Annotated in this window: 22 protein-coding genes and 1 pseudogene; 11 read left to right on the forward strand and 12 right to left on the reverse strand. The window is 71.0% G+C overall.

The window, feature by feature from the left end; translation table 11 throughout:
• Window positions 1-102: 102 nt before the first annotated feature.
• Window positions 103-945: a phosphatase PAP2 family protein gene (locus tag ACWD1Z_RS24225; RefSeq protein WP_451121703.1), complete on the forward strand. Its 843-nt coding sequence runs from the start codon at window positions 103-105 to the stop codon at window positions 943-945.
• Here ACWD1Z_RS24225 and ACWD1Z_RS24230 read toward each other — a convergent pair.
• The 8 genes from ACWD1Z_RS24230 to ACWD1Z_RS24265 all read right to left on the reverse strand — a co-directional run bounded on the left by ACWD1Z_RS24230 (window position 884) and on the right by ACWD1Z_RS24265 (window position 10,511).
• A complete protein-coding gene (locus ACWD1Z_RS24230) occupies window positions 884-2,677 on the reverse strand; it encodes a chitinase (RefSeq protein ID WP_451121704.1) in 1,794 nt (597 codons plus the stop codon). The genes ACWD1Z_RS24225 and ACWD1Z_RS24230 overlap by 62 nt on opposite strands.
• Window positions 2,678-2,789: 112 nt before the next feature.
• On the reverse strand, window positions 2,790-3,236 hold the full coding sequence (locus ACWD1Z_RS24235; protein ID WP_451121705.1) for a hypothetical protein: 447 nt from the start codon (window positions 3,234-3,236) through the stop codon (window positions 2,790-2,792).
• A 113-nt stretch (window positions 3,237-3,349) separates the two neighbouring features.
• Window positions 3,350-4,768, reverse strand: coding sequence for an NAD(P)/FAD-dependent oxidoreductase (locus tag ACWD1Z_RS24240; protein ID WP_451121706.1), 1,419 nt, complete (start codon window positions 4,766-4,768; stop codon window positions 3,350-3,352).
• 24 nt (window positions 4,769-4,792) lie between these two features.
• Window positions 4,793-5,593: an ABC transporter permease gene (locus tag ACWD1Z_RS24245; RefSeq protein ID WP_451121707.1), complete on the reverse strand. Its 801-nt coding sequence runs from the start codon at window positions 5,591-5,593 to the stop codon at window positions 4,793-4,795.
• Window positions 5,594-6,523, reverse strand: a complete 930-nt coding sequence (locus ACWD1Z_RS24250) for an ABC transporter permease (RefSeq protein ID WP_451121708.1) — start codon at window positions 6,521-6,523, stop codon at window positions 5,594-5,596. It lies immediately after the preceding gene.
• Window positions 6,523-7,680, reverse strand: coding sequence for an ABC transporter ATP-binding protein (locus ACWD1Z_RS24255; RefSeq protein ID WP_451121709.1), 1,158 nt, complete (start codon window positions 7,678-7,680; stop codon window positions 6,523-6,525). The genes ACWD1Z_RS24250 and ACWD1Z_RS24255 overlap by 1 nt, the downstream gene beginning before the upstream one ends.
• Window positions 7,677-8,924, reverse strand: a complete 1,248-nt coding sequence (locus ACWD1Z_RS24260; protein ID WP_451121710.1) for a polyamine ABC transporter substrate-binding protein — start codon at window positions 8,922-8,924, stop codon at window positions 7,677-7,679. Before ACWD1Z_RS24260 ends, ACWD1Z_RS24255 begins: the two co-directional genes overlap by 4 nt.
• A gap of 51 nt (window positions 8,925-8,975) precedes the next feature.
• Entirely contained in the window at window positions 8,976-10,511 is a 1,536-nt protein-coding gene (locus tag ACWD1Z_RS24265; RefSeq protein WP_451121711.1) for a gamma-aminobutyraldehyde dehydrogenase, read from the reverse strand.
• A 211-nt stretch (window positions 10,512-10,722) separates the two neighbouring features.
• Here ACWD1Z_RS24265 and ACWD1Z_RS24270 point away from each other — a divergent pair, with 211 nt between their 5' ends.
• Window positions 10,723-11,277, forward strand: a complete 555-nt coding sequence (locus ACWD1Z_RS24270) for an NADAR family protein (protein WP_451121712.1) — start codon at window positions 10,723-10,725, stop codon at window positions 11,275-11,277.
• A 133-nt stretch (window positions 11,278-11,410) separates the two neighbouring features.
• On the opposite strand, the gene ACWD1Z_RS24275 is transcribed toward ACWD1Z_RS24270, so the two are convergent.
• A complete protein-coding gene (locus ACWD1Z_RS24275; RefSeq protein ID WP_451121713.1) occupies window positions 11,411-12,115 on the reverse strand; it encodes a DUF4190 domain-containing protein in 705 nt (234 codons plus the stop codon).
• Between the two features lie 61 nt (window positions 12,116-12,176).
• On the opposite strand from ACWD1Z_RS24275, the pseudogene ACWD1Z_RS24280 reads away from it, so the two are divergent.
• Together ACWD1Z_RS24280 and ACWD1Z_RS24285 are read left to right on the forward strand one after the other, a co-directional pair.
• A pseudogene (locus ACWD1Z_RS24280) lies at window positions 12,177-13,333 on the forward strand (adenosine deaminase); the annotation flags it as partial.
• 8 nt (window positions 13,334-13,341) lie between these two features.
• Window positions 13,342-14,034 carry a glycerophosphodiester phosphodiesterase gene (locus ACWD1Z_RS24285; protein ID WP_451121714.1) on the forward strand — a complete coding sequence of 231 codons (693 nt, stop codon included), beginning with the start codon at window positions 13,342-13,344 and terminating at the stop codon, window positions 14,032-14,034.
• A 69-nt stretch (window positions 14,035-14,103) separates the two neighbouring features.
• Here ACWD1Z_RS24285 and ACWD1Z_RS24290 read toward each other — a convergent pair whose 3' ends face one another.
• A complete protein-coding gene (locus ACWD1Z_RS24290; RefSeq protein WP_451121715.1) occupies window positions 14,104-15,543 on the reverse strand; it encodes a gamma-aminobutyraldehyde dehydrogenase in 1,440 nt (479 codons plus the stop codon).
• Window positions 15,544-15,713: 170 nt separating this feature from the next.
• Here ACWD1Z_RS24290 and ACWD1Z_RS24295 point away from each other — a divergent pair, with 170 nt between their 5' ends.
• The 7 genes from ACWD1Z_RS24295 to ACWD1Z_RS24325 all read left to right on the forward strand — a co-directional run bounded on the left by ACWD1Z_RS24295 (window position 15,714) and on the right by ACWD1Z_RS24325 (window position 22,411).
• On the forward strand, window positions 15,714-16,244 hold the full coding sequence (locus ACWD1Z_RS24295) for an Lrp/AsnC family transcriptional regulator (protein WP_451121716.1): 531 nt from the start codon (window positions 15,714-15,716) through the stop codon (window positions 16,242-16,244).
• Between the two features lie 19 nt (window positions 16,245-16,263).
• Entirely contained in the window at window positions 16,264-17,628 is a 1,365-nt protein-coding gene (locus ACWD1Z_RS24300; RefSeq protein WP_451121717.1) for an aspartate aminotransferase family protein, read from the forward strand.
• 192 nt (window positions 17,629-17,820) lie between these two features.
• A complete protein-coding gene (locus ACWD1Z_RS24305; protein WP_451121718.1) occupies window positions 17,821-18,561 on the forward strand; it encodes an ABC transporter ATP-binding protein in 741 nt (246 codons plus the stop codon).
• Window positions 18,543-19,892: a hypothetical protein gene (locus ACWD1Z_RS24310; RefSeq protein ID WP_451121719.1), complete on the forward strand. Its 1,350-nt coding sequence runs from the start codon at window positions 18,543-18,545 to the stop codon at window positions 19,890-19,892. The genes ACWD1Z_RS24305 and ACWD1Z_RS24310 overlap by 19 nt, the downstream gene beginning before the upstream one ends.
• Window positions 19,893-20,012: 120 nt before the next feature.
• On the forward strand, window positions 20,013-20,420 hold the full coding sequence (locus tag ACWD1Z_RS24315) for a VOC family protein (RefSeq protein WP_389415603.1): 408 nt from the start codon (window positions 20,013-20,015) through the stop codon (window positions 20,418-20,420).
• A gap of 26 nt (window positions 20,421-20,446) precedes the next feature.
• Window positions 20,447-21,568 carry an LOG family protein gene (locus ACWD1Z_RS24320; protein ID WP_451121720.1) on the forward strand — a complete coding sequence of 374 codons (1,122 nt, stop codon included), beginning with the start codon at window positions 20,447-20,449 and terminating at the stop codon, window positions 21,566-21,568.
• 150 nt (window positions 21,569-21,718) lie between these two features.
• On the forward strand, window positions 21,719-22,411 hold the full coding sequence (locus ACWD1Z_RS24325) for an LAETG motif-containing sortase-dependent surface protein (RefSeq protein ID WP_451121721.1): 693 nt from the start codon (window positions 21,719-21,721) through the stop codon (window positions 22,409-22,411).
• Between the two features lie 66 nt (window positions 22,412-22,477).
• Here ACWD1Z_RS24325 and ACWD1Z_RS24330 read toward each other — a convergent pair whose 3' ends face one another.
• Together ACWD1Z_RS24330 and ACWD1Z_RS24335 are read right to left on the reverse strand one after the other, a co-directional pair.
• Window positions 22,478-23,497 (reverse strand): ABC transporter ATP-binding protein, encoded by a 1,020-nt coding sequence (locus ACWD1Z_RS24330; protein WP_451121722.1) that lies wholly within the window; start codon window positions 23,495-23,497, stop codon window positions 22,478-22,480.
• Window positions 23,497-25,098, reverse strand: a complete 1,602-nt coding sequence (locus ACWD1Z_RS24335) for an ABC transporter permease (RefSeq protein WP_451121791.1) — start codon at window positions 25,096-25,098, stop codon at window positions 23,497-23,499. The genes ACWD1Z_RS24330 and ACWD1Z_RS24335 overlap by 1 nt, the downstream gene beginning before the upstream one ends.
• Between the last annotated feature and the right edge of the window lies 1 nt (window position 25,099).

The following is a 25,099-nucleotide window of genomic DNA, read 5'->3' on the forward strand; positions in this document are numbered from 1 at the left end:
GGTGTGCGAGGTCTCTGTCAGGACGCGAATCCGACTGTCTTGGGCCCACCCCCTGTCGTAGGTTCTACCCAGATGAGAGATACACCCCGCCCACAGGGGACTGTGGGCGACATCAGGACGGGGCCTCCCCAGCTTCGACCTGGTCGTGCCCTCGCGCACACACACGGGGCCTCCGGCTCCGGATCTCCTCACCGATCGGACAGCCGCCCGCCCCAAACCCCCCGGGGCGCGCGGCCACCCGATCCGGACGGCCGCCTCGGAACCACCCCCCCTGTTCCGGGGCGGCCGACCTCCCTCCTCTCCCTGCTGGGACTTCTCGGGCTTCCCGCCCTTCTCTTCGCGCTGATCACCTGGCAGGTCGTCGCCGACGGCCCGCTGGTGGACCTGGACGAGCGGCTCAGCAAGGCCCTCGTCCGCCCCGACCGCGCCGGCGAACTCCTCTCCGACCTGGGCAATGTCCAGATCGCGCTGCCCGTCCTGCTCCTCGGCGCGGGATACGCGGCCTGGCGGTCCCGGCGCGGTGGCACAGACCGGTGGTGGTGGCCGGCCGCCGGCGCCCTGCTGCTGATGGCCCTGGTCCCGGCCCTGGTCATCCCCCTCAAGGAACTGACCGACCGCCCGGGCACCCCGGCCGTACCGCCCGCCACCGGCTACTTCCCGTCCGGCCACACCGCGACCGCCGTCATCGCCTACGGCGCCGCCACCCTGCTGCTCCTGCCCCTGCTGCGTTCCACGGCCGCCCGCCGCGCCGTCGTCACCGGCTGCGCCGCCCTCGTGCTCGGCGTCTCCTACGGCCTGGTCCGGCGCGGCTTCCACTGGCCGCTGGACGTCGTGGCCAGCTGGTGTCTCGGTGCGGTCCTGCTGACCGGCTACGTCCTGCTCGTCAGCCGAAGTATCCGTCGAACGTCCGCTGGAACTCCCAGTTCGCGTAGCGGTCCCAGTTGATTGACCACGTCATCAGGCCCCGCAGCGCGGGCCAGGTGCCGTGGGTGGCGTACGAGCCGCAACCCACCTTCTTCGTCAGGCAGTCGAGGGTCTTGACGACCTCGGCCGGAGGGACGTGACCGTTGCCCGCGTTCGTGGAGGCCGGCATGCCGATGGCGATCTGGTCGGGGCGCAGCGGCGGGAAGACGTTGCCGGCGTCGCCGGCGACCGGGAAGCCGGTGAGCAGCATGTCGGTCATCGCGATGTGGAAGTCGGCGCCGCCCATCGAGTGGTACTGGTTGTCGAGGCCCATGACCGGGCCCGAGTTGTAGTCCTGGACGTGCAGCAGCGTCAGGTCGTCGCGCATCGCGTGGATGACGGGGAGGTAGGCGCCGGCGCGCGGGTCCTGGCCGCCCCACTTGCCGGTGCCGTAGTACTGGTAGCCGAGCTGGACGAAGAAGGTCTCCGGGGCCATGGTCAGCACGAAGTCGTCGCCGTAGCGGGCCTTGAGGGTCTTCAGGGCGGAGATCAGGTGGACGATCACCGGGGTCTTCGGGTTCTTGAAGTCGGTGTCGTCGGCGTCCAGCGACAGCGAGTGGCCCTCGAAGTCGATGTCCAGGCCGTCCAGACCGTACTCGTCGATGATCTTCGAGACCGAGCTGACGAACGTGTCGCGCGCGGCGGTCGTGGTGAGCCGCACCTGGCCGTTCTGGCCGCCGATGGAGATCAGCACCTTCTTGCCCGCCGCCTGCTTGGCCCTGATCGCGGCCTTGAAGTCTGCGTCGCTCTCGACGTTCGGGCACTCGGCGGCCGGGCAGCGGTCGAAGCGGATGTCGCCTGAGGTGACCGAGGTCGGTTCGCCGAAGGCCAGGTCGATGACGTCCCAGCTGTCGGGGACGTCGGCGAGCCGGGTGTAGCCGGAGCCGTTGGCGAAGCTCGCGTGCAGGTAGCCGACCAGGGCGTGCGGCGGCAGGTCGGAGGAGCCGCCGCCGCCCGCGGTGGTGGTCGCGGTGACCGGGGCGGACTTCGCGGACTCGCCGGCGTCGTTCACGGCGGCGACCTGGAAGGCGTACGCCGTCTGCGGTGCGAGTCCGGTCATCGTCGCCGAAGTGCCGCTCACCGTCCGGATCTTGGCCCCGTCACGGTAGAGGGCGTATCCGGAAGCGCCCGTCACCGCGGTCCAGGACAGGCCGACGCTGGAGGAGGTGACCGTGCCGGTGCGCAGGCCGGTGGGCGGGGCGGGCGGCTGACCGGGGTCGACGGACGGGCCGACCAGGGAGATGTCGTCGGCGTGGTAGGCGCCGGTGCCGTACCAGCCGTGGGTGTAGATCGTGATCTTGGTGGTGGCCGGGCCGGTGCGGAAGGTGGTGGTGAGCTGCTGCCAGGCCGGGGCGGACTGGGTCCAGGCCGAGACGTCGGTGGTGCCGGTGCCGCTCGCGCCGAGGTACACGTAGGAGCCGCGGACGTGTCCGGACAGCGTGTACTGGGCGTCCGGTCTCACGGTCACCGTCTGCGCGCACCGGGCGTTGTCGCTGCCGGCCGGGGTCGCCTGAAGCGCCGAACTGCCGCTGCGCACGGGTGAGGTGACGGGAGTGCCCGCCGTACAGGTCCAGCCGGCGAGGCCGGACTCGAAGCCTCCGTTCCTGGCCAGGTCCGCGTCGGCCGCACGGGCGGCCGACGAGAGCGCGGTGATGCCGGTCGCGGCCAGCAGAGCGGCCGTCAGCACGGCGACGAAAGGTCTGGAGCGGTCCACGAGTGCCTCCGGGCATGGGGGATGTGGAGGGGTGGAACGCGCTCAACTTGGTCCAGACCAATCAGGTTGTCAAGACTTCTCACCGTGACCGCGCATCCGTCACGGCACCGTTTCAGTCGTCATCGGCCAACCCGGCCGCCGCTTCGTGCATGGCGAGTTCCAGCAGCGCGGGATCGGTCAGCGTGCCGGAGCCGTCCGGCGGCACCAGCCAGCGCACGCCTTGGGTGGAACGCCCCGGATACGGCACCACGATCCAGGTGCCGGCGCCCGCGGTGCGGATGCCGGTGCCCAGCCAGCGGGCCGCGGTGCCCGGCGGTACGAAGAAGCCCATGCGCGCGTCGCCGAAGTCGACGAGCACCGGGCCGGGCCGGTCGAGAATGCGGGTGAGCACATCGAGGGTCGGGTAGCCGAGCCCGGCCGGCAGGACGAGCACGTCCCAGGCCTTCCCGGCCGGCAGCAGCGCGACCCCGAGCGGGTTGCGCTCCCATTCCCAGCGGCAGGCCTCGGGATCCGGTGCCACGGACGCGAGCCATTCGACCGCCGTCTTCGCCCCTGTCATGACGGGGACCTCCTTGTCCGTCGTGGACGCCTTGTGCGTCACGAGGGAGAGGGAGGTCCCCCGCCTGCCATTACGCGGGTTCCGCGCACCCGTAAGAGTGACGTGGGTCACCGTCAGCTGTCGAAGCCCAGCCCCAGCCGGTCCATCGTCCGCAGCCACAGGTTGCGCCGCCCGTCGTGCGCGTCGGCCCGGGCCAGCGACCACTTGGTGAGCGCGATGCCGGTCCAGGCGAACGGCTCGGGCGGGAACGGCAGCGGCTTCCTGCGGACCATCTCCAGCTCGGTGCGCTCGGTGGACTCCCCCGACAGCAGGTCCAGCATCACGTCCGCGCCGAACCGCGTGGCGCCGACGCCGAGCCCGGTGAAGCCCGCCGCGTACGCCACCTTCCCCTGGTGGGCGGTGCCGAAGAACGCCGAGAAGCGCGAGCAGGTGTCGATCGCGCCGCCCCAGGCGTGGGTGAAGCGGACGCCCTCCAGCTGCGGGAAGCAGGTGAAGAAGTGCTCGGCGAGCTTGGCGTAGGTCTCCGGGCGGTCGTCGTACTCGGCGCGCACCCGGCCGCCGTACGGATAGACGGCGTCGTAACCGCCCCACAGGATCCGGTTGTCGGCGGAGAGCCGGAAGTAGTGGAACTGGTTGGCGCTGTCCCCGAGGCCCTGGCGGCCCTGCCAGCCGATCTCCTTGAGCTGGTCGTCGGTGAGCGGCTCGGTCATCAGGGCGTAGTCGTAGACCGGGACGGTGAAGGCGCGCACCCGCTTGACCAGGTTGGGGAAGATGTTGGTGCCGAGGGCGACCCGGCGGGCGCGGACCGTTCCGTACGGGGTGCGTACGGCCATGCCGGCGCCGTACGGCTTCAGGTCCAGCGCGGGCGTGTGCTCGTACACCCGCACCCCGAGCCGGACGCAGGCCGCCTTCAGGCCCCAGACCAGTTTGGCCGGGTTGAGCATGGCGACGCCCCGGCGGTCGTGGAGCCCGGCCTGGAATGTCGGTGAGTCGACTTGTCGCCGTACCGCGTCGGCGTCCAGGAACTCGATGCCCTCGGCCAGTCCCCGGCGCTCGATCTCCTCGTACCACTCGCGCAGTTCGCGCGCCTGGTAGGGCTCGGTGGCGACGTCGATCTCGCCGGTGCGCTCGAAGTCGCAGTCGATGCCGTACCGGGCGACCGCCGCCTCGATCTCGTCCAGGTTGCGGGCGCCCAGCTCCTCCAGCTTGTGGATCTCGTCCGGCCAGCGGGTGAGTCCGTTGGACAGCCCGTGGGTGAGGGAGGCGGCGCAGAAGCCGCCGTTGCGGCCCGAGGCGGCCCAGCCCGCCTCGCGGCCCTCCAGCAGTACGACGTCCCGCTGCGGGTCGCGCTCCTTGGCCAGGAGCGCGGTCCACAGTCCGCTGTACCCGCCGCCGACGACCAGCAGATCGCAGGTCTCGGCGCCGGTGAGCGCGGGCTCGGGGTGGGGCCTGCCGGGGTCGTCCAGCCAGTACGCGACCGGCTGGGCATCGGAAAGTGACGTCGTCCAACGGCTCATGGCGCTTGGGGCCATGATTTCAACTCCCTACGACTGCGTTCATGCCTTGTGCTTGGTGCGGCGGTTGGTGATGACCATGGAGGTCAGGACGAGGAGTACGGCGATGACGAACATGGCGGTACCGATGACGTTGATCTGCACGGGCGTTCCGCGCTGGGCCGAGCCCCAGACGAACATGGGGAAGGTGACGGTCGAGCCCGCGTTGAAGTTGGTGATGATGAAGTCGTCGAAGGAGAGCGCGAAGGCGAGCAGCGCGCCCGCGGCGATGCCGGGCGCCGCGATCGGCAGGGTGACCCGCAGGAAGGTCTGCAGCGGGCCGGCGTAGAGGTCCTGCGCGGCCTGTTCGAGCCGCGGGTCCATCGACATCACGCGCGCCTTGACGGCCGTCACCACGAAGCTGAGGCAGAACATGATGTGGGCGATGAGAATCGTCCAGAAGCCCAGCTGGACGCCCATGTTGAGGAACAGGGTGAGCAGCGAGGCGGCCATCACGACCTCGGGCATCGCCATCGGCATGAAGATCAGCGAGTTCACCGCGCCGCGCGCCCGGAACCGGTAGCGGACCAGGGCGAAGGCGATCATCGCGCCGAGGACCGTGGCGCCCAGCGTCGCCCAGAAGGCGATCTGGAGGCTGAGGGTGAGCGAGGAGCACAGCCCCGAGACCCCGCACGGGTCGGTCCAGGCGTCGGTGGAGAACTTCTGCCACTCGTAGTTGAAGCGGCCCTTCGGGTCGTTGAAGGAGAACACCGTCACGACGACGTTGGGCAGCAGCAGGTACCCGAGCGTGAAGAGGCCCGCGAGGACGACCAGATTGCGCTTGAACCAGTTGACGAAGGCCATTTAAACCAGATCCTCCGTGCCGGACTTGCGGATGTACAGCGACACCATCACGAGGATCGCGAACATCAGGATGAAGGAGAGCGCCGCCGCCGTCGGATAGTCGAGGATCCTGAGGAACTGCGACTGGATGACGTTGCCGATCATGCGGGTGTCGGTGGAACCGAGCAGATCGGCGTTGACGTAGTCACCGGCGGCCGGGATGAACGTCAGCAGCGTGCCGGAGACGACACCGGGCATCGACAGCGGGAAGGTGACCTTCCGGAAGGTCGTGATCGGCTTGGCGTACAGATCGCCCGCCGCCTCGTGCAGCCTGCCGTCGATGCGCTCCAGCGAGGTGTAGAGCGGCAGGATCATGAACGGCAGGAAGTTGTACGTCAGACCGCACACCACCGCCAGCGGGGTGGCCAGCACCCGGTCCCCCGCCGTCATGCCGAGCCAGCTGGTGACGTCCAGGACGTGCAGCGAGTTGAGCGCGCCGACGACCGGGCCGCCGTCGGCGAGGATCGTCTTCCAGGCCAGGGTGCGGATCAGGAAGCTGGTGAAGAACGGCGCGATCACCAGGATCATGATCAGGTTCCGCCAGCGCCCGGCCCGGAAGGCGATGAGGTACGCCAGCGGGTAGCCCAGCAGCAGACACAGGATCGTCGCGGAACCGGCGTACAGCACCGACCGCAGGAACTGCGGGTAGTACTCGGTCAGCGCGTCCCAGTACGTCGCGAAGTGCCAGGTGACCTCGTAGCCCTGCTCCAGCGAGCCGGTCTGCACGGAGGTGGACGCCTGGTAGACCATCGGCAGCGCGAAGAACACCAGCAGCCAGGCCAGTCCGGGCAGCAGCAGCAGGTACGGCGTCCAGCGGCCCCTTTTCCGCGGGGGCTTCTTCTTCGGGGCGGGCGGCGCCAGGGGCGGCGGCGCGTCGGTGAGGGTCGCCATCAGACCGCCTCTTCCTGGATGCCCGCGTCGATGTCCTGCGTGGCGTCCAGGCCGAAGGTGTGGGCGGGGCTCCAGTGCAGGACGACGTCGGCGCCGGGGACCAGCCGGGCGTCGCGGTCGACGTTCTGGACGTAGACCGCGAGGTCGGCGCAGACCGGGCTGTCGATGACGTACTGCGTGGAGACGCCGATGAAGGACGCGTCGGCGATCGTGCCGGTGACGCGGTTGCGGCCGTCGGGGATCTCACCGGCGTCGTCGGCGTGCGTCAGGGAGATCTTCTCCGGGCGGATGCCGACCAGCACCCTGCCGCCGGTGGCGGTGGGGGCCGAGCAGCGCGCCTCGGGCAGGACGAGCTTGCCGCCGCCCGCCCGGAGCACGATGTCGTCGCCGCTCCTGGCGTCGACCTCGGCCTCGATGAGGTTGGAGGTGCCGAGGAAGTTGGCGACGAAGGTGGTCTTCGGGTTCTCGTACAGGTCGGCGGGGGCGCCGAGCTGCTCGACGCGGCCCGCGTTCATCACGGCGACCCGGTCGGCCATGGTCATGGCCTCCTCCTGGTCGTGCGTGACATGCACGAAGGTGATGCCGACCTCGGTCTGGATGCGCTTGAGCTCCAGCTGCATCTGGCGGCGCAGCTTGAGGTCGAGGGCGCCGAGCGGCTCGTCGAGGAGGAGCACCTTGGGGTGGTTGATCAGCGCGCGGGCGACCGCGACCCGCTGCTGCTGGCCGCCGGAGAGCTGGTGCGGCTTCTTGCGCGCCTGCTCGCCGAGCTGGACCAGCTCCAGCATCTCCTCGACCTGCTTCTTCACGCTCTTGACGCCGCGCCGGCGCAGACCGAAGGCGACGTTCTCGAAGATGTCGAGGTGCGGGAAGAGGGCGTAGGACTGGAAGACGGTGTTCACCGGCCGCTTGTACGGCGGCAGCCGGGTCACGTCCTGGTCGCCGAGGAAGACGGTGCCGGAGGTCGGCTCCTCCAGTCCGGCGATCATCCGCAGGGTGGTGGTCTTGCCGCAGCCGGAGGCGCCGAGCAGGGCGAAGAAGGAGCCCTGGGGCACGGTGAGGTCCAGCGGGTGTACGGCGGTGAAGGAGCCGTAGGTCTTGCTGATGCCGGTGAGGCGGACGTCCCCGGTGTGGTCGTTCGTCGTGGTCACGTCTGTCACGCCCCCGTCAGCTTCGCGAACTTCGTTTCGAACTCGGTCTCTTCCTTCGAGCTCAGCGAGCGGAAGGCGCGGGACTTCGCGGCCATGGCCTTGTCGGGGATGATCAGCGGGTTGTTCGCCGCGTCCTCGTCGATCTTGGCCAGTTCTTCCCTGACCCCGTCGACGGGGCAGACGTAGTTGATGTACGCGGCGAGCTGGGCCGCCGCCTTCGGCTCGTAGTAGTAGTCGATGAGCCGCTCGGCGTTCGTCTTGTGCCGGGCCTTGTTGGGGACCATGAGGTTGTCGGTGGACGTCACGTAACCGCTGTCCGGGATGATGAAGTCGATGTCCGGACTGTCCGCCTTGAGCTGGACGACGTCCCCCGCCCAGGCGATACAGGCGGCGAAGTCGCCGCTGGACAGGTCCGAGGTGTAGTCGTTGCCGGTGAAGCGGCGGATCTGGCCCTTGTCGACGGCCTTCTGGATACGGGCGATCGCCGCGTCGAAGTCGTCGGCGGTGAAGTCGCCAGGGTCCTTGCCCATGTCGAGCAGGGTCATGCCGATGCTGTCGCGCATCTCGGACAGGAAGCCGACCCGCCCCTTGAGCCTGGGGTTGTCGAGCAGGTCGGAGACCGTCTTCACCTCGACGCCGTCCAGCGCCTTCCGGTTGTAGGCGATGACGGTCGAGATGCCCTGCCAGACGTACGAGTAGGAGCGGCCCGGGTCCCAGTCGGGGGAGCGGAACTGGGACGACAGGTTGGCGTAGGCGTTCGGCAGGTTGGCCGGGTCCAGTTTCTGGACCCACCCGAGGCGGATCAGCCGGGCGGCGAGCCAGTCGGTGACGCAGATGAGGTCGCGCCCGGTGTCCTGGCCGGCCGCGAGCTGCGGCTTGATCTTGCCGAAGAACTCGACGTTGTCGTTGATGTCCTCGGTGTACTTGACCTTGATACCGGTCCGCTCGGTGAACGTGTCGAGCGTGGGGTGGTGCTTCTCGCTCTCGTCCACGTCCATGTACTCGGTCCAGTTGGAGAAGCTGACTGTCTTCTCCTTGGCCGAGTGGTCGTCCGAGGACACTTCGCCCTCGGTCTTGCCGGCGGCCGGGATGCCGCAGGCGCTCAGCGTGCCCAGACCGCCGACCGCGAGCGCGCCGCCGGTGGAGGCGCGCAGCAGCGAACGGCGGCTGAGGGCGGCCCTGCCGTTGCGGAAGCTGCGCCGCATGGCGGCCACTTGGGCCGGTGACAGGCGGTCGGGCTCGTACTGCTCCATGCGCTTGGTGCCCTTTCGGAGGGGGCGGCCGCGGGTCAGGCGGCCTGGCTGCTATCGGTCCCCGAAGATCGTGCGGTGCCAGTCCTTGCGGGCGACCGCCGTGTTGTCGAACATGACGTGCTTGAGCTGCGTGTACTCCTCGAAGGAGTAGGCTGACATGTCCTTGCCGAAGCCGGACGCCTTGTAGCCGCCGTGGGGCATCTCGCTGATGATCGGGATGTGGTCGTTCACCCACACACACCCCGCCTGGATCTCCCGGGTGGCGCGGTTGGCCCGGTAGACGTCCCGGCTCCACGCGGAGGCGGCCAGGCCGTACGGCGTGTCGTTGGCGAGCGCGAGACCCTCGTCGTCGGTGTCGAAGGGGAGGACGACCAGGACGGGCCCGAAGATCTCGGACTGGACGATCTCGCTGTCCTGGGCGGCGTCCGCGACGAGCGTGGGCCGGTAGTAGGCGCCCTGCTTCAGGTCCCCCTGCGGGGCCTCCCCGCCTGTCACCACGCGCGCGTAGGCACGCGCCCGGTCGACGAACCCGGCGACCCGGTCGCGCTGGACGTGCGAGATCAGCGGGCCGAGGTCGGTGCCGACGGCGAAGGGGTCGCCGAGCCGGACGCTCTCCATGAGGGCGGCGGTCCGCTCCACGAACGCCTCGTACAGCGGCCGCTGCACGTACGCGCGCGTGGCGGCCGTGCAGTCCTGGCCGGTGTTGATGAGCGCGCCCGCGACGGCGCCGTTGGCGGCGGCCTCCAGATCGGCGTCGTCGAAGACGACGAAGGGAGCCTTGCCGCCCAGCTCCAGGTGGATCCGCTTCACGGTGGCGGTGGCGATCTCGGCGACCCGCTTGCCGACGGCGGTGGACCCGGTGAAGGAGGTCATGGCCACGTCGGGGTGCCCGACGAGGTGCTCGCCCGCCTCCTTGCCCGCACCGGTGACGATGTTGACGACACCGTCGGGGATGCCCGCCTCGGTGCAGGCCTCGGCGAAGAGCAGCGAGGTCAGCGGGGTCAGCTCGGCCGGCTTGAGCACGATGGTGTTGCCCGCGGCGATGGCCGGGAGGATCTTCCAGGCGGCCATCTGGAGCGGGTAGTTCCAGGGGGCGATCGAACCGACCACGCCGATGGGTTCCCGGCGGACGTATGAGGTGTGGTCGCCGGAGTACTCACCGGCGGACTGCCCCTGAAGGTGCCGGGCGGCACCCGCGAAGAACGCCGCGTTGTCGATGGTGCCCGGCACGTCGAACTCACGGGTGAGCTTCAGCGGCTTGCCGCACTGGAGGGACTCGGCGCGGGCGAACTCCTCCGCCCGGTCGGCGAGCACGGCCGCCAGCTTGTGCAGCGCGTCGGACCGCTCGCCGGGGGTGGCTCCGGCCCAGGCCGGGAAGGCGGCGCGGGCGGCGGCGACGGCGGCGTCCACGTCGGCCGGGCCGGCCAGCTCGTAGCCGAGTACCTCCTCCCCGGTGGCCGGGTCGACGACCGCGTGGGTGCGGCCCGAGGTGCCCTGGGTGAAGCGGCCCGCGATGTACTGCGCACCGGCCGCGAAGCGCTCGGATGCGGGGAATCGTTCCGGGGTGGCGTTGCCCGGGTTGTGCATGTCGCTCTCCTCCGCCTTCGCCCCGCTGTCCACGGGGGCGGGTGGCGTAGCTCCAGCTCGATTTGAGTGCCGATCCTGACAGAGCAATAGCACTCCAACAAGTGATTCCGTTGTTGCCTTTTGGTTACGCGACGGAATCTGTCGACCAGGTGTCGAGTGAACGGGAAAAAGCCAGGACGGAGTGTCCGTGGTGCCTGCCAGACTCGCGTGCATGGGAAAGATCGATTCTTTGGATGCCCTGGTCAGGGAGGTCCGCGCGGGGGCGGACATCAAGTATCTGCACTTTTGGGGCCATCGGCCGAGAGCTGACGGCCGGGTCGGCGCGAGCTGTCTGAGTCAGTGGTGGCCGTCGCCGTTCACCGTGGACGGCGTGCGGTACGCGACGGCCGAGCACTGGATGATGGCCGGCAAGGCCCGGCTGTTCGGCGACCCCGACGCGGAGCGGAAGATCCTGGCGGCCGGGCACCCCTCGGAGGCGAAGAACGCCGGGCGGCTGGTGCGCGGTTTCGACGAGGAGACATGGGCGCGCGAGCGGTTCGGCATCGTGGTCGAGGGCAGCGTGCACAAGTTCGCGTCGGACGAGGCGCTGCGCGGCTTCCTGCTGGGCACGGGCGGGCGGGTGCTGGTGGAGGCGAGCCCGGTGGACCGTGTCTGGGGCATCGGCCTCGCGGCGACCGACGACGGGGCGATGAACCCGGAGCGGTGGCGGGGCCCGAACCTGCTGGGCTTCGCGCTGATGGAGGCGCGGGAGCGGTTGCGGGGGTAGGGGGGCGGAGGGCGGGTGTACGGGGTGGAGGGCGGGTGTACGGGGTGGAGCAAGAGGCCGCCGAGCCTCACGGCCCTCGCAGCGGCTCCCGCAGCGGCCCTCGCAGCGACCCTCGCAGCGGCTCCCGCACCGCCTACCGCGTAGCGATCACGAAGGCCAGCATCGCGAAGCCGAGGACGATGCCCGCGGCACCGCAGATCACCCCGGCCAGTGCCTGGCCGCCGTTGGTCGCCTCGCCCCGGCGGGTCTTGCCCCGGCCGATCAGGCCGAAGATCAGCGCCAGGATGCCGAGCAGGATGGCCACCGGCCACAGGCAGAACACCGCCGCCGAGATGATCCCGAGCACCAGCGCGGTCGTGCCCATGCCGTTGCTCGGCATCGGCACGGCCTGCATACCGGGCCAGGCGTACTCCCCGCCCGGGTAGCCGTATCCGCTCGGGTAGCCGTAGCCGCCCGGGTAGCCGTGGGGCAGTTGCCCGGGGCCGTCCGGGGCGATGGGCGGCGGCGGGACCGGCCCGCCCTGGCCGTAGGAGGCACCCGGAGCCGCGAAGGGGTTCTCCGGAGCGGGCCACGGCTGCTGCGGGCCCGGCGCGTCGGCGCCCGGCATGGCGGCCACCGTCGGCTGATCGTGCACGGAAGGCGCCGATGGAACCGAGGGCGCCGACCAGGTCCCCGACGCCGAGGCCACCGTGTTCCCGGGACCGTCCGCCGACGGTGGTGCCCAGGGGTTCGTCGCGGGCGCGGACGCCTCCGGTCCCTTGTCCAGCCGGACCTCGCGCGCGGGCCCGTGTCCCGACGGGTGCTGCGGTTCGCGCCGCGGCGGCGTGTCCTCGGACATGCGCGGGCCCCCCTCTGTCTGCCTCCCGTCATGCTACGGCGCGGCCCCGCACCCCGCGGCCCCGGCCTACGATGAGCCCGAGTCACCGATCAGCCGATCACCCGCGTCCCGCCGCGACCCGGCCGGGGACGCCGTTCCCGGGGAGGAACCTTGACCGACCGCACCGCCGCCGGCCTGGCGGGCGCCACGCGCGACCTGCACGCCTTCATCGCCGGACTGCCCAAGGCCGAACTCCATGTGCACCACGTCGGCTCCGCCTCCCCGCGCATCGTCTCCGAGCTGGCCGCCCGCCACCCCGACTCCAAGGTGCCCACCGACCCCGAGGCCCTGGTCGACTACTTCACCTTCACGGACTTCGCCCACTTCATCGAGGTGTATCTGTCCGTCGTCGACCTGATCCGCACCCCGGAGGACGTACGCCTGCTGACGTACGAGGTGGCCCGGGACCTGGCCCGGCAGCAGGTGCGCTACGCCGAGCTGACCATCACTCCCTACTCCTCCACCCGCCGCGGTATCGACGAGCGCGGTTTCATGGACGCGATCGAGGACGCCCGCAAGGCGGCCGAGGCCGAGTTCGGGACCGTACTGCGCTGGTGCTTCGACATCCCCGGCGAGGCCGGGCTCGACTCCGCCGAGGAGACCGTGCGGCTCGCCACCGACGACCGGCTGCGCCCCGAGGGCCTGGTGTCGTTCGGGCTCGGCGGACCCGAGATCGGCGTGCCGCGTCCGCAGTTCAAGCCGTACTTCGACCGGGCCATCGCCGCGGGCCTGCACTCCGTGCCGCACGCCGGTGAGACCACGGGCCCGGAGACGGTGTGGGACGCCCTGACGCATCTGGGCGCCGAGCGCATCGGGCACGGCACCAGTTCCGCGCGGGACCCGAAGCTGCTCACCCACCTCGCCGAGAACCGGATCCCGCTGGAGGTGTGCCCGACCTCCAACATCGCCACGCGCGCGGTGCGCACTCTCGACGAGCACCCGGTCAAGGACTTCGTCCGGGCGGGTGTCGTGGTCACGATCAACTCCGACGACCCGCCGATGTTCGGCACCGACCTCAACACCGAGTACGCGGTGGCCGCCCGGCTGCTGGAGCTCGACGAGCGCGGCCTGGCCGCACTCGCGCACAACGCGGTCGACGCGTCCTTCCTCGACGAGCCCGGCAAGGCCCGTGTCAAGGACGAGATCGACACGTACACCGCCGCCTGGCTCGCCCCCTGACCGCCCCGATGACCACCGAGGTGACCGCGGTCGCCCACCGCGGCGACCCCTATCGGTTCCGGGAGAACACGCTCGACTCCCTGCGTTCGGCGCTCCGCAGAGGCGCCGACGCCGTGGAGGTCGACGTACGGCTGACCCGGGACGGCACGCCCGTCCTGCTGCACGACGAGTCGCTGAAGCGGCTGTGGGAGCTGGACCGCCCGCTGTGCTCCCTGTCGGCGGACGAGCTGCCGGGACACACGGGCGGCGGGGTGCCGACGCTGGCCGAGGCGCTGGCGGTGACCGACGGTCACCGGGTGATGCTCGACCTGCCCGGGCGGCCGGATCTGCGCGCCGCCCGCCGGATCGTGGACGCCGTACGGGAGGCGGGCGCGTCGGACCGCGTGTACTACTGCGCCGGCGCCCCCGCCATGCTCGCCGTGCGCGCCGCCGACCCGGCCGCCGAGATCGCCCTGACCTGGACGACGCTGGCACCGCCACGGCCCGCGCTGCTGGAGGCGGTACGGCCGCGCTGGCTCAACTACCGTTTCGGCCTGGTCGACCGGGCCCTCGCGGAGCGCGTCCACCGGGGCGGGCACCTGCTGTCGGTGTGGACCCCGGACACCCGCCGCTCGATGCGCCGGCTGATCGCCCTGGGCGTCGACTCGATCACCACGAACCGCATCGACGCACTCCTCGCCGCCCGTCGCGGGAATCCCTGAACAACACCAGGGGTGCCGGGACTTCTCCCGGCACCCCTGGTGGGAAACGAAACCGCGAAGGAACAGCCGTCAGCCGTCCAGCGACGTCATCACGTGCTTGATCCGCGTGTAGTCCTCGAAGCCGTACCCCGAGAGGTCCTTGCCGTAGCCGGACTTCTTGAAGCCGCCGTGCGGCATCTCCGCGACCAGCGGAATGTGCGTGTTGATCCAGACGCAGCCGAAGTCCAGCGACTTCGACATCCGCATCGCCCGCCCGTGGTCCTTGGTCCACACCGAGGAGGCGAGGGCGTAGTCCACGCCGTTCGCCCACTCGACGGCCTGCGCCTCGTCCGAGAAGGACTGGACGGTGATGACCGGCCCGAAGACCTCGTTCTGGATGATCTCGTCGTCCTGCTTGAGCCCGGAGACGACGGTCGGCGCGTAGAAGTAGCCCTTGTCGCCGACCCGCCGGCCGCCGGCCTCGACCTTGGCGTGCGCGGGCAGCCGCTCGATGAAGCCGGAGACCTGCTTGAGCTGGTTGGGGTTGTTCAGCGGGCCGAAGAGCACGTCCTCGTCGTCCGGCTGACCCGTCTTCGTCTCGGCGGCGGCCTTGGCGAGCGCGGCCACGAACTCGTCGTGGATGGACTCCTGGACCAGGACGCGGGTGGCGGCCGTACAGTCCTGGCCGGCGTTGAAGAAGCCCGCGACGGAGATGTCCTCGACGGCCTTGGCGATGTCGGTGTCCTCGAAGACGACGACCGGCGCCTTGCCGCCCAGCTCCAGGTGGACCCGCTTGAGGTCCTTGGCCGCGGACTCGGCGACCGACATGCCGGCGCGGACCGAGCCGGTGATGGAGGCCATCGCCGGGGTCGGGTGCTCGACCATCAGGCGGCCGGTGTCCCGGTCGCCGGTGACGACGTTGAAGACGCCCTTGGGCAGGATCGAGCCGATGATGTCGGCGATCAGGACGGTCGAGGCCGGGGTGGTGTCCGACGGCTTCAGCACGACGGTGTTGCCCGCGGCGATGGCCGGCGCGAACTTCCACACGGCCATCATCATCGGGTAGTTCCAGGGCGCGACCTGCGCGCAGACGCCCACCGGCTCGCGGCGGACGATGGAGGTCATCCCCTCCATGTACTCACCGGCCGAGCGGCCCTCGAGCATGCGGGCCGCACCGGCGAAGAACCGGATCTGGTCCACCATCGGCGGGATCTCCTCGGACCGGGTCAGTCCGATCGGCTTGCCGGTGTTCTCCACCTCGGCCGCGATGAGCTCCTCGGCACGCTCCTCGAACGCGTCCGCGATCTTCAGGAGGGCCTTCTGGCGCTCGGCGGGGGTGGTGTCGCGCCAGGCGGGGAAGGCGCGGGCGGCGGCCTCCATGGCGGCGTCGACGTCCGCCTGCCCGGACAGCGGCGCGGTCGCGTACGCCTCGCCCGTCGCGGGGTTGACCACCTCGGTGGTCCGTCCGTCGGCGGCGTCCCGGAACTCACCGTCGATGTAGTTGCGCAGACGACGCAGCTCGGTGCTCACTGCCGGCCTCCTGTCAGGGGTTCTACTGTCCGATTGCTGAGACACCCACCCTAATCGGCAAGCCGACGTTTTCAACACCCCTGATCCCACTCGAACTGCGAAATCCGCAGGACTCACACACGTAAACAACGAATTTCATCGCCTTGGCCTTGCGAAACCGTCGAGACCTCGTGCACAGTGAGGTCGTGGCCAGTCGAAGCGCAGACCCCCGGGACTCTCGTGAGTCCCCCCGCGAATCCAGGAACGGCAGCTCGCCGCACCTGGACGCCGTCTCCCTCGCCATCATCGAACAGCTCCAGGAGGACGGCCGCCGGCCGTACGCCGCCATCGGCAAGGCCGTCGGCCTCTCCGAGGCGGCCGTGCGCCAGCGCGTCCAGAAGCTGCTCGACCAGGGCGTGATGCAGATCGTCGCCGTCACGGACCCGCTCACCGTGGGCTTCCGGCGCCAGGCGATGGTCGGCATCCATGTCGAGGGCGACGTGGAGTCCGTGGCCGACGCGCTCACCGCGATGCCCGAATGCGAGTACGTCGTGATGACAGCGGGCTCCTTCGACCTGATGGTGGAAGTTGTCTGCGAGGACGACGACCACCTGCTGGACGTCATCAACCGCCGTATCCGAGCCATCCCCGGAGTGCGCTCCACCGAGAGCTTCGTCTACTTGAAGCTCAAGAAGCAGACCTACATGTGGGGAACCCGATAGCCGTGAGGACCCGATAACCGTGAGCACCAAGGACCTCAGCCAGACCGCGTACGACCACTTGTGGATGCACTTCACCCGCATGTCCTCGTACGAGAACTCCCCCGTCCCCACGATCGTCCGGGGCGAGGGCACCTACATCTACGACGACAAGGGCAAGCGCTACCTGGACGGGCTCGCGGGGCTGTTCGTGGTCCAGGCAGGCCACGGCCGCCAGGAGCTGGCCGAGACCGCCATGAAGCAGGCGCAGGAGCTCGCCTTCTTCCCGGTCTGGTCCTACGCCCACCCCAAGGCCGTCGAGCTGGCCGAGCGCCTGGCGAACGAGGCCCCCGGCGACCTCAACAAGGTCTTCTTCACCACCGGTGGCGGCGAGGCGGTCGAGACCGCCTGGAAGCTCGCCAAGCAGTACTTCAAGCTGACCGGCAAGCCGACCAAGTACAAGGTCATCTCCCGCGCGGTCGCCTACCACGGCACCCCGCAGGGCGCCCTGTCCATCACCGGCCTGCCGGCCCTGAAGGCCCCCTTCGAGCCGCTGGTCCCGGGCGCGCACAAGGTCCCGAACACCAACATCTACCGCGCCCCGATCTACGGCGACGACCCGGAGGCCTTCGGCCGCTGGGCCGCCGACCAGATCGAGCAGCAGATCCTCTTCGAGGGCCCGGAGACCGTCGCCGCGGTCTTCCTGGAGCCCGTGCAGAACGCCGGCGGCTGCTTCCCGCCCCCGCCCGGCTACTTCCAGCGGGTGCGCGAGATCTGCGACCAGTACGACGTGCTGCTCGTCTCGGACGAGGTCATCTGCGCCTTCGGCCGGCTGGGCAAGACCTTCGCCTGCGACAAGTTCGGCTACGTCCCGGACATGATCACCTGCGCCAAGGGCATGACCTCGGGCTACTCCCCGATCGGCGCCTGCATCATCTCCGACCGCCTGGCCGAGCCGTTCTACAAGGGCGACAACACCTTCCTGCACGGCTACACCTTCGGCGGCCACCCGGTCTCCGCGGCGGTCGGCGTCGCCAACCTCGACCTGTTCGAGCGCGAGGGCCTCAACCAGCACGTGCTCGACAACGAGGGCGCCTTCCGCGCCACGCTGGAGAAGCTGTACGACCTGCCGATCGTCGGCGACGTCCGCGGCAACGGCTTCTTCTACGGCATCGAGCTGGTCAAGGACAAGCACACCAAGGAGTCCTTCAGCGACGAGGAAACCGAGCGCGTGCTCTACAACTTCCTCTCCAAGGAGCTCTTCAACAACGGCCTGTACTGCCGTGCGGATGACCGCGGCGACCCGGTCATCCAGCTCTCCCCGCCGCTGATCTCCAACCAGGAGACGTTCGACGAGATCGAGCAGATCCTGCGCGCGACGCTGACGGAGGCGTGGACGAAGCTCTAGCCCTGAAGGCCGAGCCGCGCGTACGGCCCGGGGTGCACCCATCCGAGTGAGAAGGGTGCACCCCGGGCCGCGTGCTGTCCGGGCTCCTGTCCCGGGATCCTTAGCGTGCCTGGTAACCGATCGGCCCTGCTGTCGTTCCCCCGCACGGGGGACCACGGCAGGGAAAACGGATCAGAACGAGGTGTTACGCGCATGGAGGCCCCGCCCGACAACGATGTGCTCTGGGCCCGTGCCCTGCACTACACCCACCCCGACGGCTCGCCCGCGCTCGGCGGTGTCTCGCTCGGCGTCCGCGAGGGCGAGATCCTCGCCGTCAACGGGCCCCGGGGCAGCGGCAAGTCGACGCTCCTGCGCTGCCTCTCCGGCCAGACACGGGCGCAGCGCGGCGAGATCTTCTTCAACAGCGCCCCGGTGCACACCCTGGGCCCCGCCGGCCGCGAACGGCTGCGCCGCGACCGCTTCGGCTGGATCGACCCCGAGCCGGTGCTGGTCCCCGAGCTCAACGTGTGGGAGAACGCCGCCCTGCTCCTGATGCTGCGCGGCACCGGCCGCCGCCGCGCCAAGACGGCCGCGTTGGAGTGGCTGGAGCGCCTCGACATCGGTGACAGCGCCCGCAAGCGCCCGCGGGAGCTGACCCAGGCGCAGCGCCAGCGGGTCTGCATCGCCCGCGCGCTGGCCCCGGCGCCCACGGTCCTGTTCGCGGACGAACCGACGGCGCCGCTGCACCGCGCCGATCGCGCGCATGTCCTGCGGACGCTCACCACGGCGGCCCGCTCGCACGGCATCACTGTGGTCCTGGCGACCCACGACACGGAGACCGCGGCCCTGGCCGACCGCACGGTGTCCCTGCTGGACGGGCGCCGCGTGAACACGGTGCACCTGCCCCCGATGGCCGAAGCGGAAGGCCGCGCCGCGTGCTCGCTCTCCGCCTGAGCCGCCGCGCCCATCCCGCCGTACAACTGCGCCGTCTGCTGGTGGCGACGGCGTCGGCGGGCACGGGCTTTCTGCTCCTGTGCACCCTGGGCCACGCGATGACCCACCCCGGCTCCCCCGGCGCGTCCTTCCTCCGCCTGACCTGGTGCGCGGCGCCGCTGGCCGCGACCGTCCACTTCGCGGTGGCGGTGGCCCGCACCGACCCGGGCACCCTCCCCCGCCCCGGTCTGTCGGCGATCGGTCTGGGCCCGGTCCGCCTGATGGCCATCTCGGTGACGACGACAGCCCTGTCGACGGTGCTCGGGTCCATGCTCGCGCTGCTGTTCTTCCTCCACCTGCGCGGCGACCTGACGGGCATGCCCTTCGACGGCGCGGCGGCGGACTTCCTGGCGGCGTCGCAGCCCCTGCCCCTCCCGGCGGCGCTGACCCTGCTGTCCCTGGTACCGGTGGCGGCGTCCCTGGCGGTGGCCGCGACGCTCCGGCCGAGGGACGCACGGCCCGCGGGAGAAGGGCTCCGGCGCTACGGCCGGTTCGGGGCCCGGAGCAGCTCGGCGGACCGGGAGACGTTCGGCGCGTACGGACGATTCGGCGCACGGTTCCGGCAGGCCACGGGCGGCCGGACGGCCGGGGCGGCTCCCGGCACGGACAGCGGCGGCGCCCCGCAGGCGCGGACGAGCGAGGAGACCCCGTCGGCGCCGGTCCCGCAGGCCCCGCAGGCCACGGCCACGCCCTCCGGCCTGCCCTGGGGCACCGCCATCCTCGCCGCGGGCCTGGCGGTGGAGGCGTACGCCAGCGCGGCCACCACGAACGCCACCAGGATGCCCTCGGGCCTTCCCACGGGTCCCGCCGCCGTCCTCGTCGGCTGGGCCCTGACCGCGGTCGGCCTCGCCCTGGCCGGCCCCGGACTCACCCATCTGTGCGGCCGGCTGCTCCAGGCGCTCCGCCCCGGCGCCTTGCGCCTCCTGGCCGGCCGGGTCCTCATGGAGGAGGCCACCAGGATCGGCCGCCCCCTCGGGATCGTCTGCGCCGTCGCCTCCGCCGGGTACGCCCTGGCCGTCCTGCACGACCCCGCGGCGGACGGACGCTCGCTGGGTCCGCTCACCACCCTCGGCGCGAGCGTGGTCACCGGCTGCGCGGTGGCCACCCTGTTCACGGCCGCCGTGGAAGCACGGCAGGCCCGCGCCGACACCACGGCCGCCCTGCTCCGCCTCGGCGCCCCGCCCACGGTCCTGCGCGGCGCCGCCGCCCTGCGCGCGGGCGCGCTGCTGGCCGTCTTCGGCCCGCTCACCCTGATCGTCGCCGAGCTGGCGGCGCTGCCGCTGGCCCGCTGAGCGGCCGCGGAACCGGCACCGGAGATCCGTACGAAAAAAATCACCGGACCGCGATGAGTTCCGCCCGGCCCCCCGGTCTACCCCATCGAACAGACCGACACCGAATGGGAGAGACCCCGGATGTACCAGCAGATGATCTTCGTGAACCTGCCCGTCGCCGACCTCGACGCCTCGAAGAAGTTCTTCACCGACCTGGGCTACTCGATCAACGCCCAGTTCAGCGACGAGAACGCGGCCAGTGTCGTGATCAGCGAGACCATCGTCGCGATGCTCCTCACCAAGCCGTTCTACTCGACCTTCACCGACAAGGAGATCGCGGACGCCACGAAGACCAGCGAGGTGCTGATCTGCCTGAGCGCCGAGAGCCGCGAGAAGGTCGACGAGCTGGTGGAGAAGGCGGTCGCGGCCGGCGGCACCGCCTCCGAGAAGGTCCAGGACATGGGCTTCATGTACGGCCGCGGTTTCGACGACCTCGACGGCCACAGCTGGGAGGTCGTATGGATGGACCCCGCCGCGGTCGAGGGCTGAGCAGTAGCCGTGTCTAGCATGGGCGCGTGCAGACGATGCCCGCCCATGCGGCCCACCACGACGACCGTGAGATCGAGACGCTCCAGGAGTTCGACGCCACCGTCTCGGCCCGCGGCACCCTCGCCGGATTCCGGATCCAGGCCGTCGATCTGACCGACCGGACCCGGGAGTTGCTCGCCACGGACACGGCGGGCGCCGTCTTCCTCGGCTGCCCGATGCGCGAGGACGCGGCCGTGAAGATCCGCGCGGACGGCGCCATGGTCTTCCCGCCGGTACCGGACCTCCCCTTCGACCCGTACCGCGGCCTGCTCTACTCCCCCGACGAGCTGTTCGCCGGCCTGGACCGGGGCTACGAACAGACCCCCGACGCCCTCGCGTACGCCTGGTTCCAGCAGACCAAGGCGGACGGCGACATCTTCGCGTCGATGCTCCGCTCGATCCATGACGACGCCGTCTCCGACGCCCTCGACGAACTCCTGCGCGGCACCCGGGTGGTGGGGGTGATGGGCGGCCACGCGATGGCCCGCGGCACACAGGCGTACGCCGGCGCGGCCCGCCTCGGCCGGGAGCTGACCCGTGAGGGCTTCACGGTCGCCACCGGCGGCGGCCCGGGCGCGATGGAGGCGGCGAACCTCGGCGCGTACGCCGCCCCGCACGACGACACCATGCTCACCGAGGCGCTCCAACTCCTCGCCAAGGAACCGATGTTCACCCCGTCGGTCACCGCCTGGGCGACCGCCGCCTTCGAGGTCCGCGCCCGCTGGCCCAAGGGCGGCGGCTCCATCGGCATCCCGACCTGGTTCTACGGCCATGAGCCGCCCAACGCCTTCGCGGCGCACATCGCCAAGTACTTCGCCAACGCCACCCGCGAGGACGGCCTGCTGGCCCGCTGCAACGCGGGCGTGGTCTTCCTGCCCGGCGCCGCCGGGACCGTGCAGGAGATCTTCGACAACACCACGCCGAACTACTACGAGTCGCGCGGCGAGCCCACCCCGATGGTGCTGGTCGACCGCGCGCACTGGACTCAGAAACTGCCGGCCTGGCCGCTGCTGCAGGCGCTCGCGCGGGAGCGGCAGATGGAGTCCCGGATCGCCCTGGTCGACCGGATCGAGGAGGCCCCCGAGGCGTTGAAACGTCTCGGCGGTTAATAAGCGGGCAAAGCCAAGGTCCTTGTCCGGCATATGCGTTGACACTGCTTACGCGGCGCTTATAAACCTGTGAGCCTCTGGGGAGTGGAGATGCCGGTGCGTCTGCGCTCCCTCAACCCCCCGCATATGCGCAACATGTGAAGGACCAACGTGGCAGTCCTGTCCATACCCCGCCGAACCATCGCCCGTTCCGCGCGCGTGCTCGGCATCGCCTCCGCCTCGGCCGCGCTCGTGCTCGGTCTCGGCGGCAACGCGTTCGCGTGCGACATCAAGGATTTCTCCGCCGAAGCGAAGTGCGACGGCGACAACGGTGTCATCACCGTCACCGACGTGGACCCCGGCGGTGTCCCCGCCACCGTCAGCGTCTACCTCCAGAACAACGGCGCCGACCTGAAGAAGGTCGGCGAGCAGGTCGTCGAGGGCTCGCGCGAGGGCGTCACCATCACCTTCGCCGAGAACTGGAAGCCGAACGCCGAGTACCGCATCCACGTCAAGGCCGCGGGCTACGTCGACGAGGACATCAAGCCCAACCTGACGACCCCGGCCACGGCCTGCAAGAAGGAGGACACCGACTCCCCGGCGCCGACTCCGTCGGACAGCGCGACACCGACGCCGTCGGCCTCCGCCCCGGCCGAGGAGACCCCGGCCCCCGCGCCCTCCGAGGGCGGCAGCACCGCCCCGGCGGACACTTCCAGCAACGTCCCGACCCCGGCCGGTGAGTCCAACCTCGCCGAGACCGGCGCCGACTCCAACACCGGCCTGATCGCGGGCATCGCGGTCGCGCTGGTCGCGATCGGCGGCGGCGCGGTCTTCTTCGGCCTGCGCAGGCGCGGCTCCCGCTGAACCCCCGGAGCGGGCCACCTTCCGGGCCGTACCGGAAGGTGGCCCGCTCCCCCACGATCGGGCCGGTCAGCCGAGCACCACGATGTCGGCCGCGTCGAACTCCACCCCGACCCGGTCCCCCACCTCCGGCGCCTCCCGCAGCGCGCACGCCGCCTCCAGCCGGGGCGCGTCCTCGGGCTGCAGGTGTACGGCGACATGGGTGCCCTTGAAGGTGCGCGCGGCCACCGTGCAGGGCAGGCCCTGGTCGGCCGCGACCAGGCGGACCCCGGCGGGCCGGACGAGGAGCGTGCGGCTGCCCTCGGCGGTGTCGTCGGGCACCGGCAGCTTGCCCCAGGGGGTGTCGGCGGCCTGCCCGGAGACCGTGGCGGGGACCACGTTGTCGAAGCCGAGGAAGCGGGCCACGAACTCGTCGGCCGGCCGCTGCCACACCTCCAGCGGCGTACCGGACTGGGCGATCCGCCCGTCCCGCATCACCACCACCCGGTCGGCGAGCGCGAAGGCCTCCCCCTGGTCATGCGTCACGGCCAGCACGGTCGTGCCCAACTCGCTGAACAGCTCCCGCAGTTCGACGACCAGCCGCTCCCGCAGCGAGCGGTCGAGCTGGCCGAGCGGCTCGTCGAGCATCAGCAGCCGGGGACTGGGCGCCAGCGCCCGGGCCAGCGCCACCCGCTGCTGCTCCCCGCCGGAAAGCGCGGCGACGGCCCGGCCCTCGGCCTCCGGCAGTCCGACGAGGTCGAGCAACTCCCGCACCCGTTCGGCCTGCTGACGCCTCGACGCCCCGTGCATCCGCAGTCCGAAGGCGACATTGCCGCCCACGTCCCGCTGCGGGAAGAGCTGATGGTCCTGGAACATCAGCCCCACCCCCCGCCGGTGCGCGGGAACACCGCCCTGGTCGCGCCCGTCGAGCGACACCCGCCCGGCGTCCAGGGGCTGGAGCCCGGCCACCACCCGCAGCAGCGTCGACTTGCCGCTGCCGCTGGGCCCGAGGACACAGACCACCTCGTGCTCGGCCACCGCCAGATCCACGGCGTCGAGCACGGCCCGCCCGCCGAACCGCACGGTCGCGTTCTCCAGGCTCAGCAGCATCAGAACTCCCCCGTCCGATCGGTCCGCAGCCGCTCCAGCACCAGCAGCGCCACCGCGCACACCACCATCAGAATCGTCGAAAGGGCCATCGCCTGGCCGTAGTTGAGCTGCCCGGCGCGCCCGAGCAGCTTGGCCACCGCGACCGGCAGCGTCGGATCGTCGGGCCGCGCGATGAACACGGTCGCCCCGAACTCCCCCAGCGACACCGCGAAGGCGAACCCGGCCGCGATCAGCAGCGCCCGCCGCACCATCGGCAGGTCCACCTCCCGCCACACCCGCCACGGCGACGCCCCGAGCACGGCCGCCGCCTCCCGCAGCCGGTGATCGACGGCCCGCAGCACCGGCAGCATCGTCCGTACCACGAAGGGCACGCCGACCAGCGCCTGCGCGAGCGGCACCAGGATCCAGGTGGCCCGCAGATCCAGCGGCGGCTCGTCCAGGGCGATCAGGAACCCGAACCCGACGGTCACCGCGGAGACCCCGAGCGGCAGCATCAGCAGCGCGTCGAACCCGCGGACGAACCGGCCCGCGTCCCGCCGGGTCAGCGCGGCGGCGGCGAGACCTCCGACCAGTACGGCGATGGCGGTGGCGACCACGGCGTACGACAGCGAGTTGCCGATCGCCTCGATCGGCGGGACCAGGAAGACCCCGCCGTCGGCCGACGTCAGCGCCCGGTAGTAGCCGAGCCCGGGGGCGCCCAAAGACCGCTGCACCAGCACGGCGAGCGGCAGCAGGAGCAGCACGGCGATGGTGGCGAGGACCCCGGCCAGCAGCGCCCACTGCCCGGCCCCGCGCGGCCTGCGCGCGGTCAGCGAGGCGTCCACCAGGCGCAGGGCGGTCTCCCGGCGCCGTACGGTCCAGGCGTGCAGGGCGAGGATCGCGCCGACGGCAGCGAACTGGACGAGCGTGAGGACCGCGGCCGTGGACAGGTCGAAGATCTCGGAGGTCTGGCGGTAGATCTCCACTTCGAGGGTGGAGAAGGTCGGGCCGCCGAGGATCTGCACGACACCGAAGGAGGTGAAGGTGAACAGGAAGACCATCAGGGTGGCGGCGGCCACGGCCGGCCCGAGCGCCGGCAGCGTCACCGTCCGCCAGGCCCGCCGGCGGGACGCGCCGAGCATCCGCGCCGCCTCCTCCTGCCGCGGGTCCAGCTGCGCCCAGAGCCCGCCGACGGTGCGGACGACCACCGCGTAGTTGAAGAAGACGTGCGCCAGCAGGATCGCCCACACGGTCGTGTCCAGCCGCAGGCCCCACAGCTCGTCCAGGAGTCCGCCGCGTCCGACGAGCGCCAGGAAGGCCGTACCGACGACGACCGTCGGCAGCACGAACGGCACCGTCACCACCGCCCGCAGGATCTGCTTGCCGGGGAAGTCGAAGCGGGCGAAGACATGGGCGGCGGGCAGCGCGAGCAGCAGGGTCAGCGCGGTGGAGGCGAGCGCCTGCCAGGTGGTGAACCACAGGACGTGCCGGACGTCCGGCTGGGTCAGCACGTCCGCGATCCGGCCGAGCTGCCAGACCCCGTCGACCCGCAGGCCGCGGGCGACGATCGCGGCGACGGGGTAGGCGAAGAAGACGCCGAAGAACGCGACGGGCAGGGCCATC

It is taken from the genome of Streptomyces sp. NPDC002784 (genome assembly GCF_053592135.1).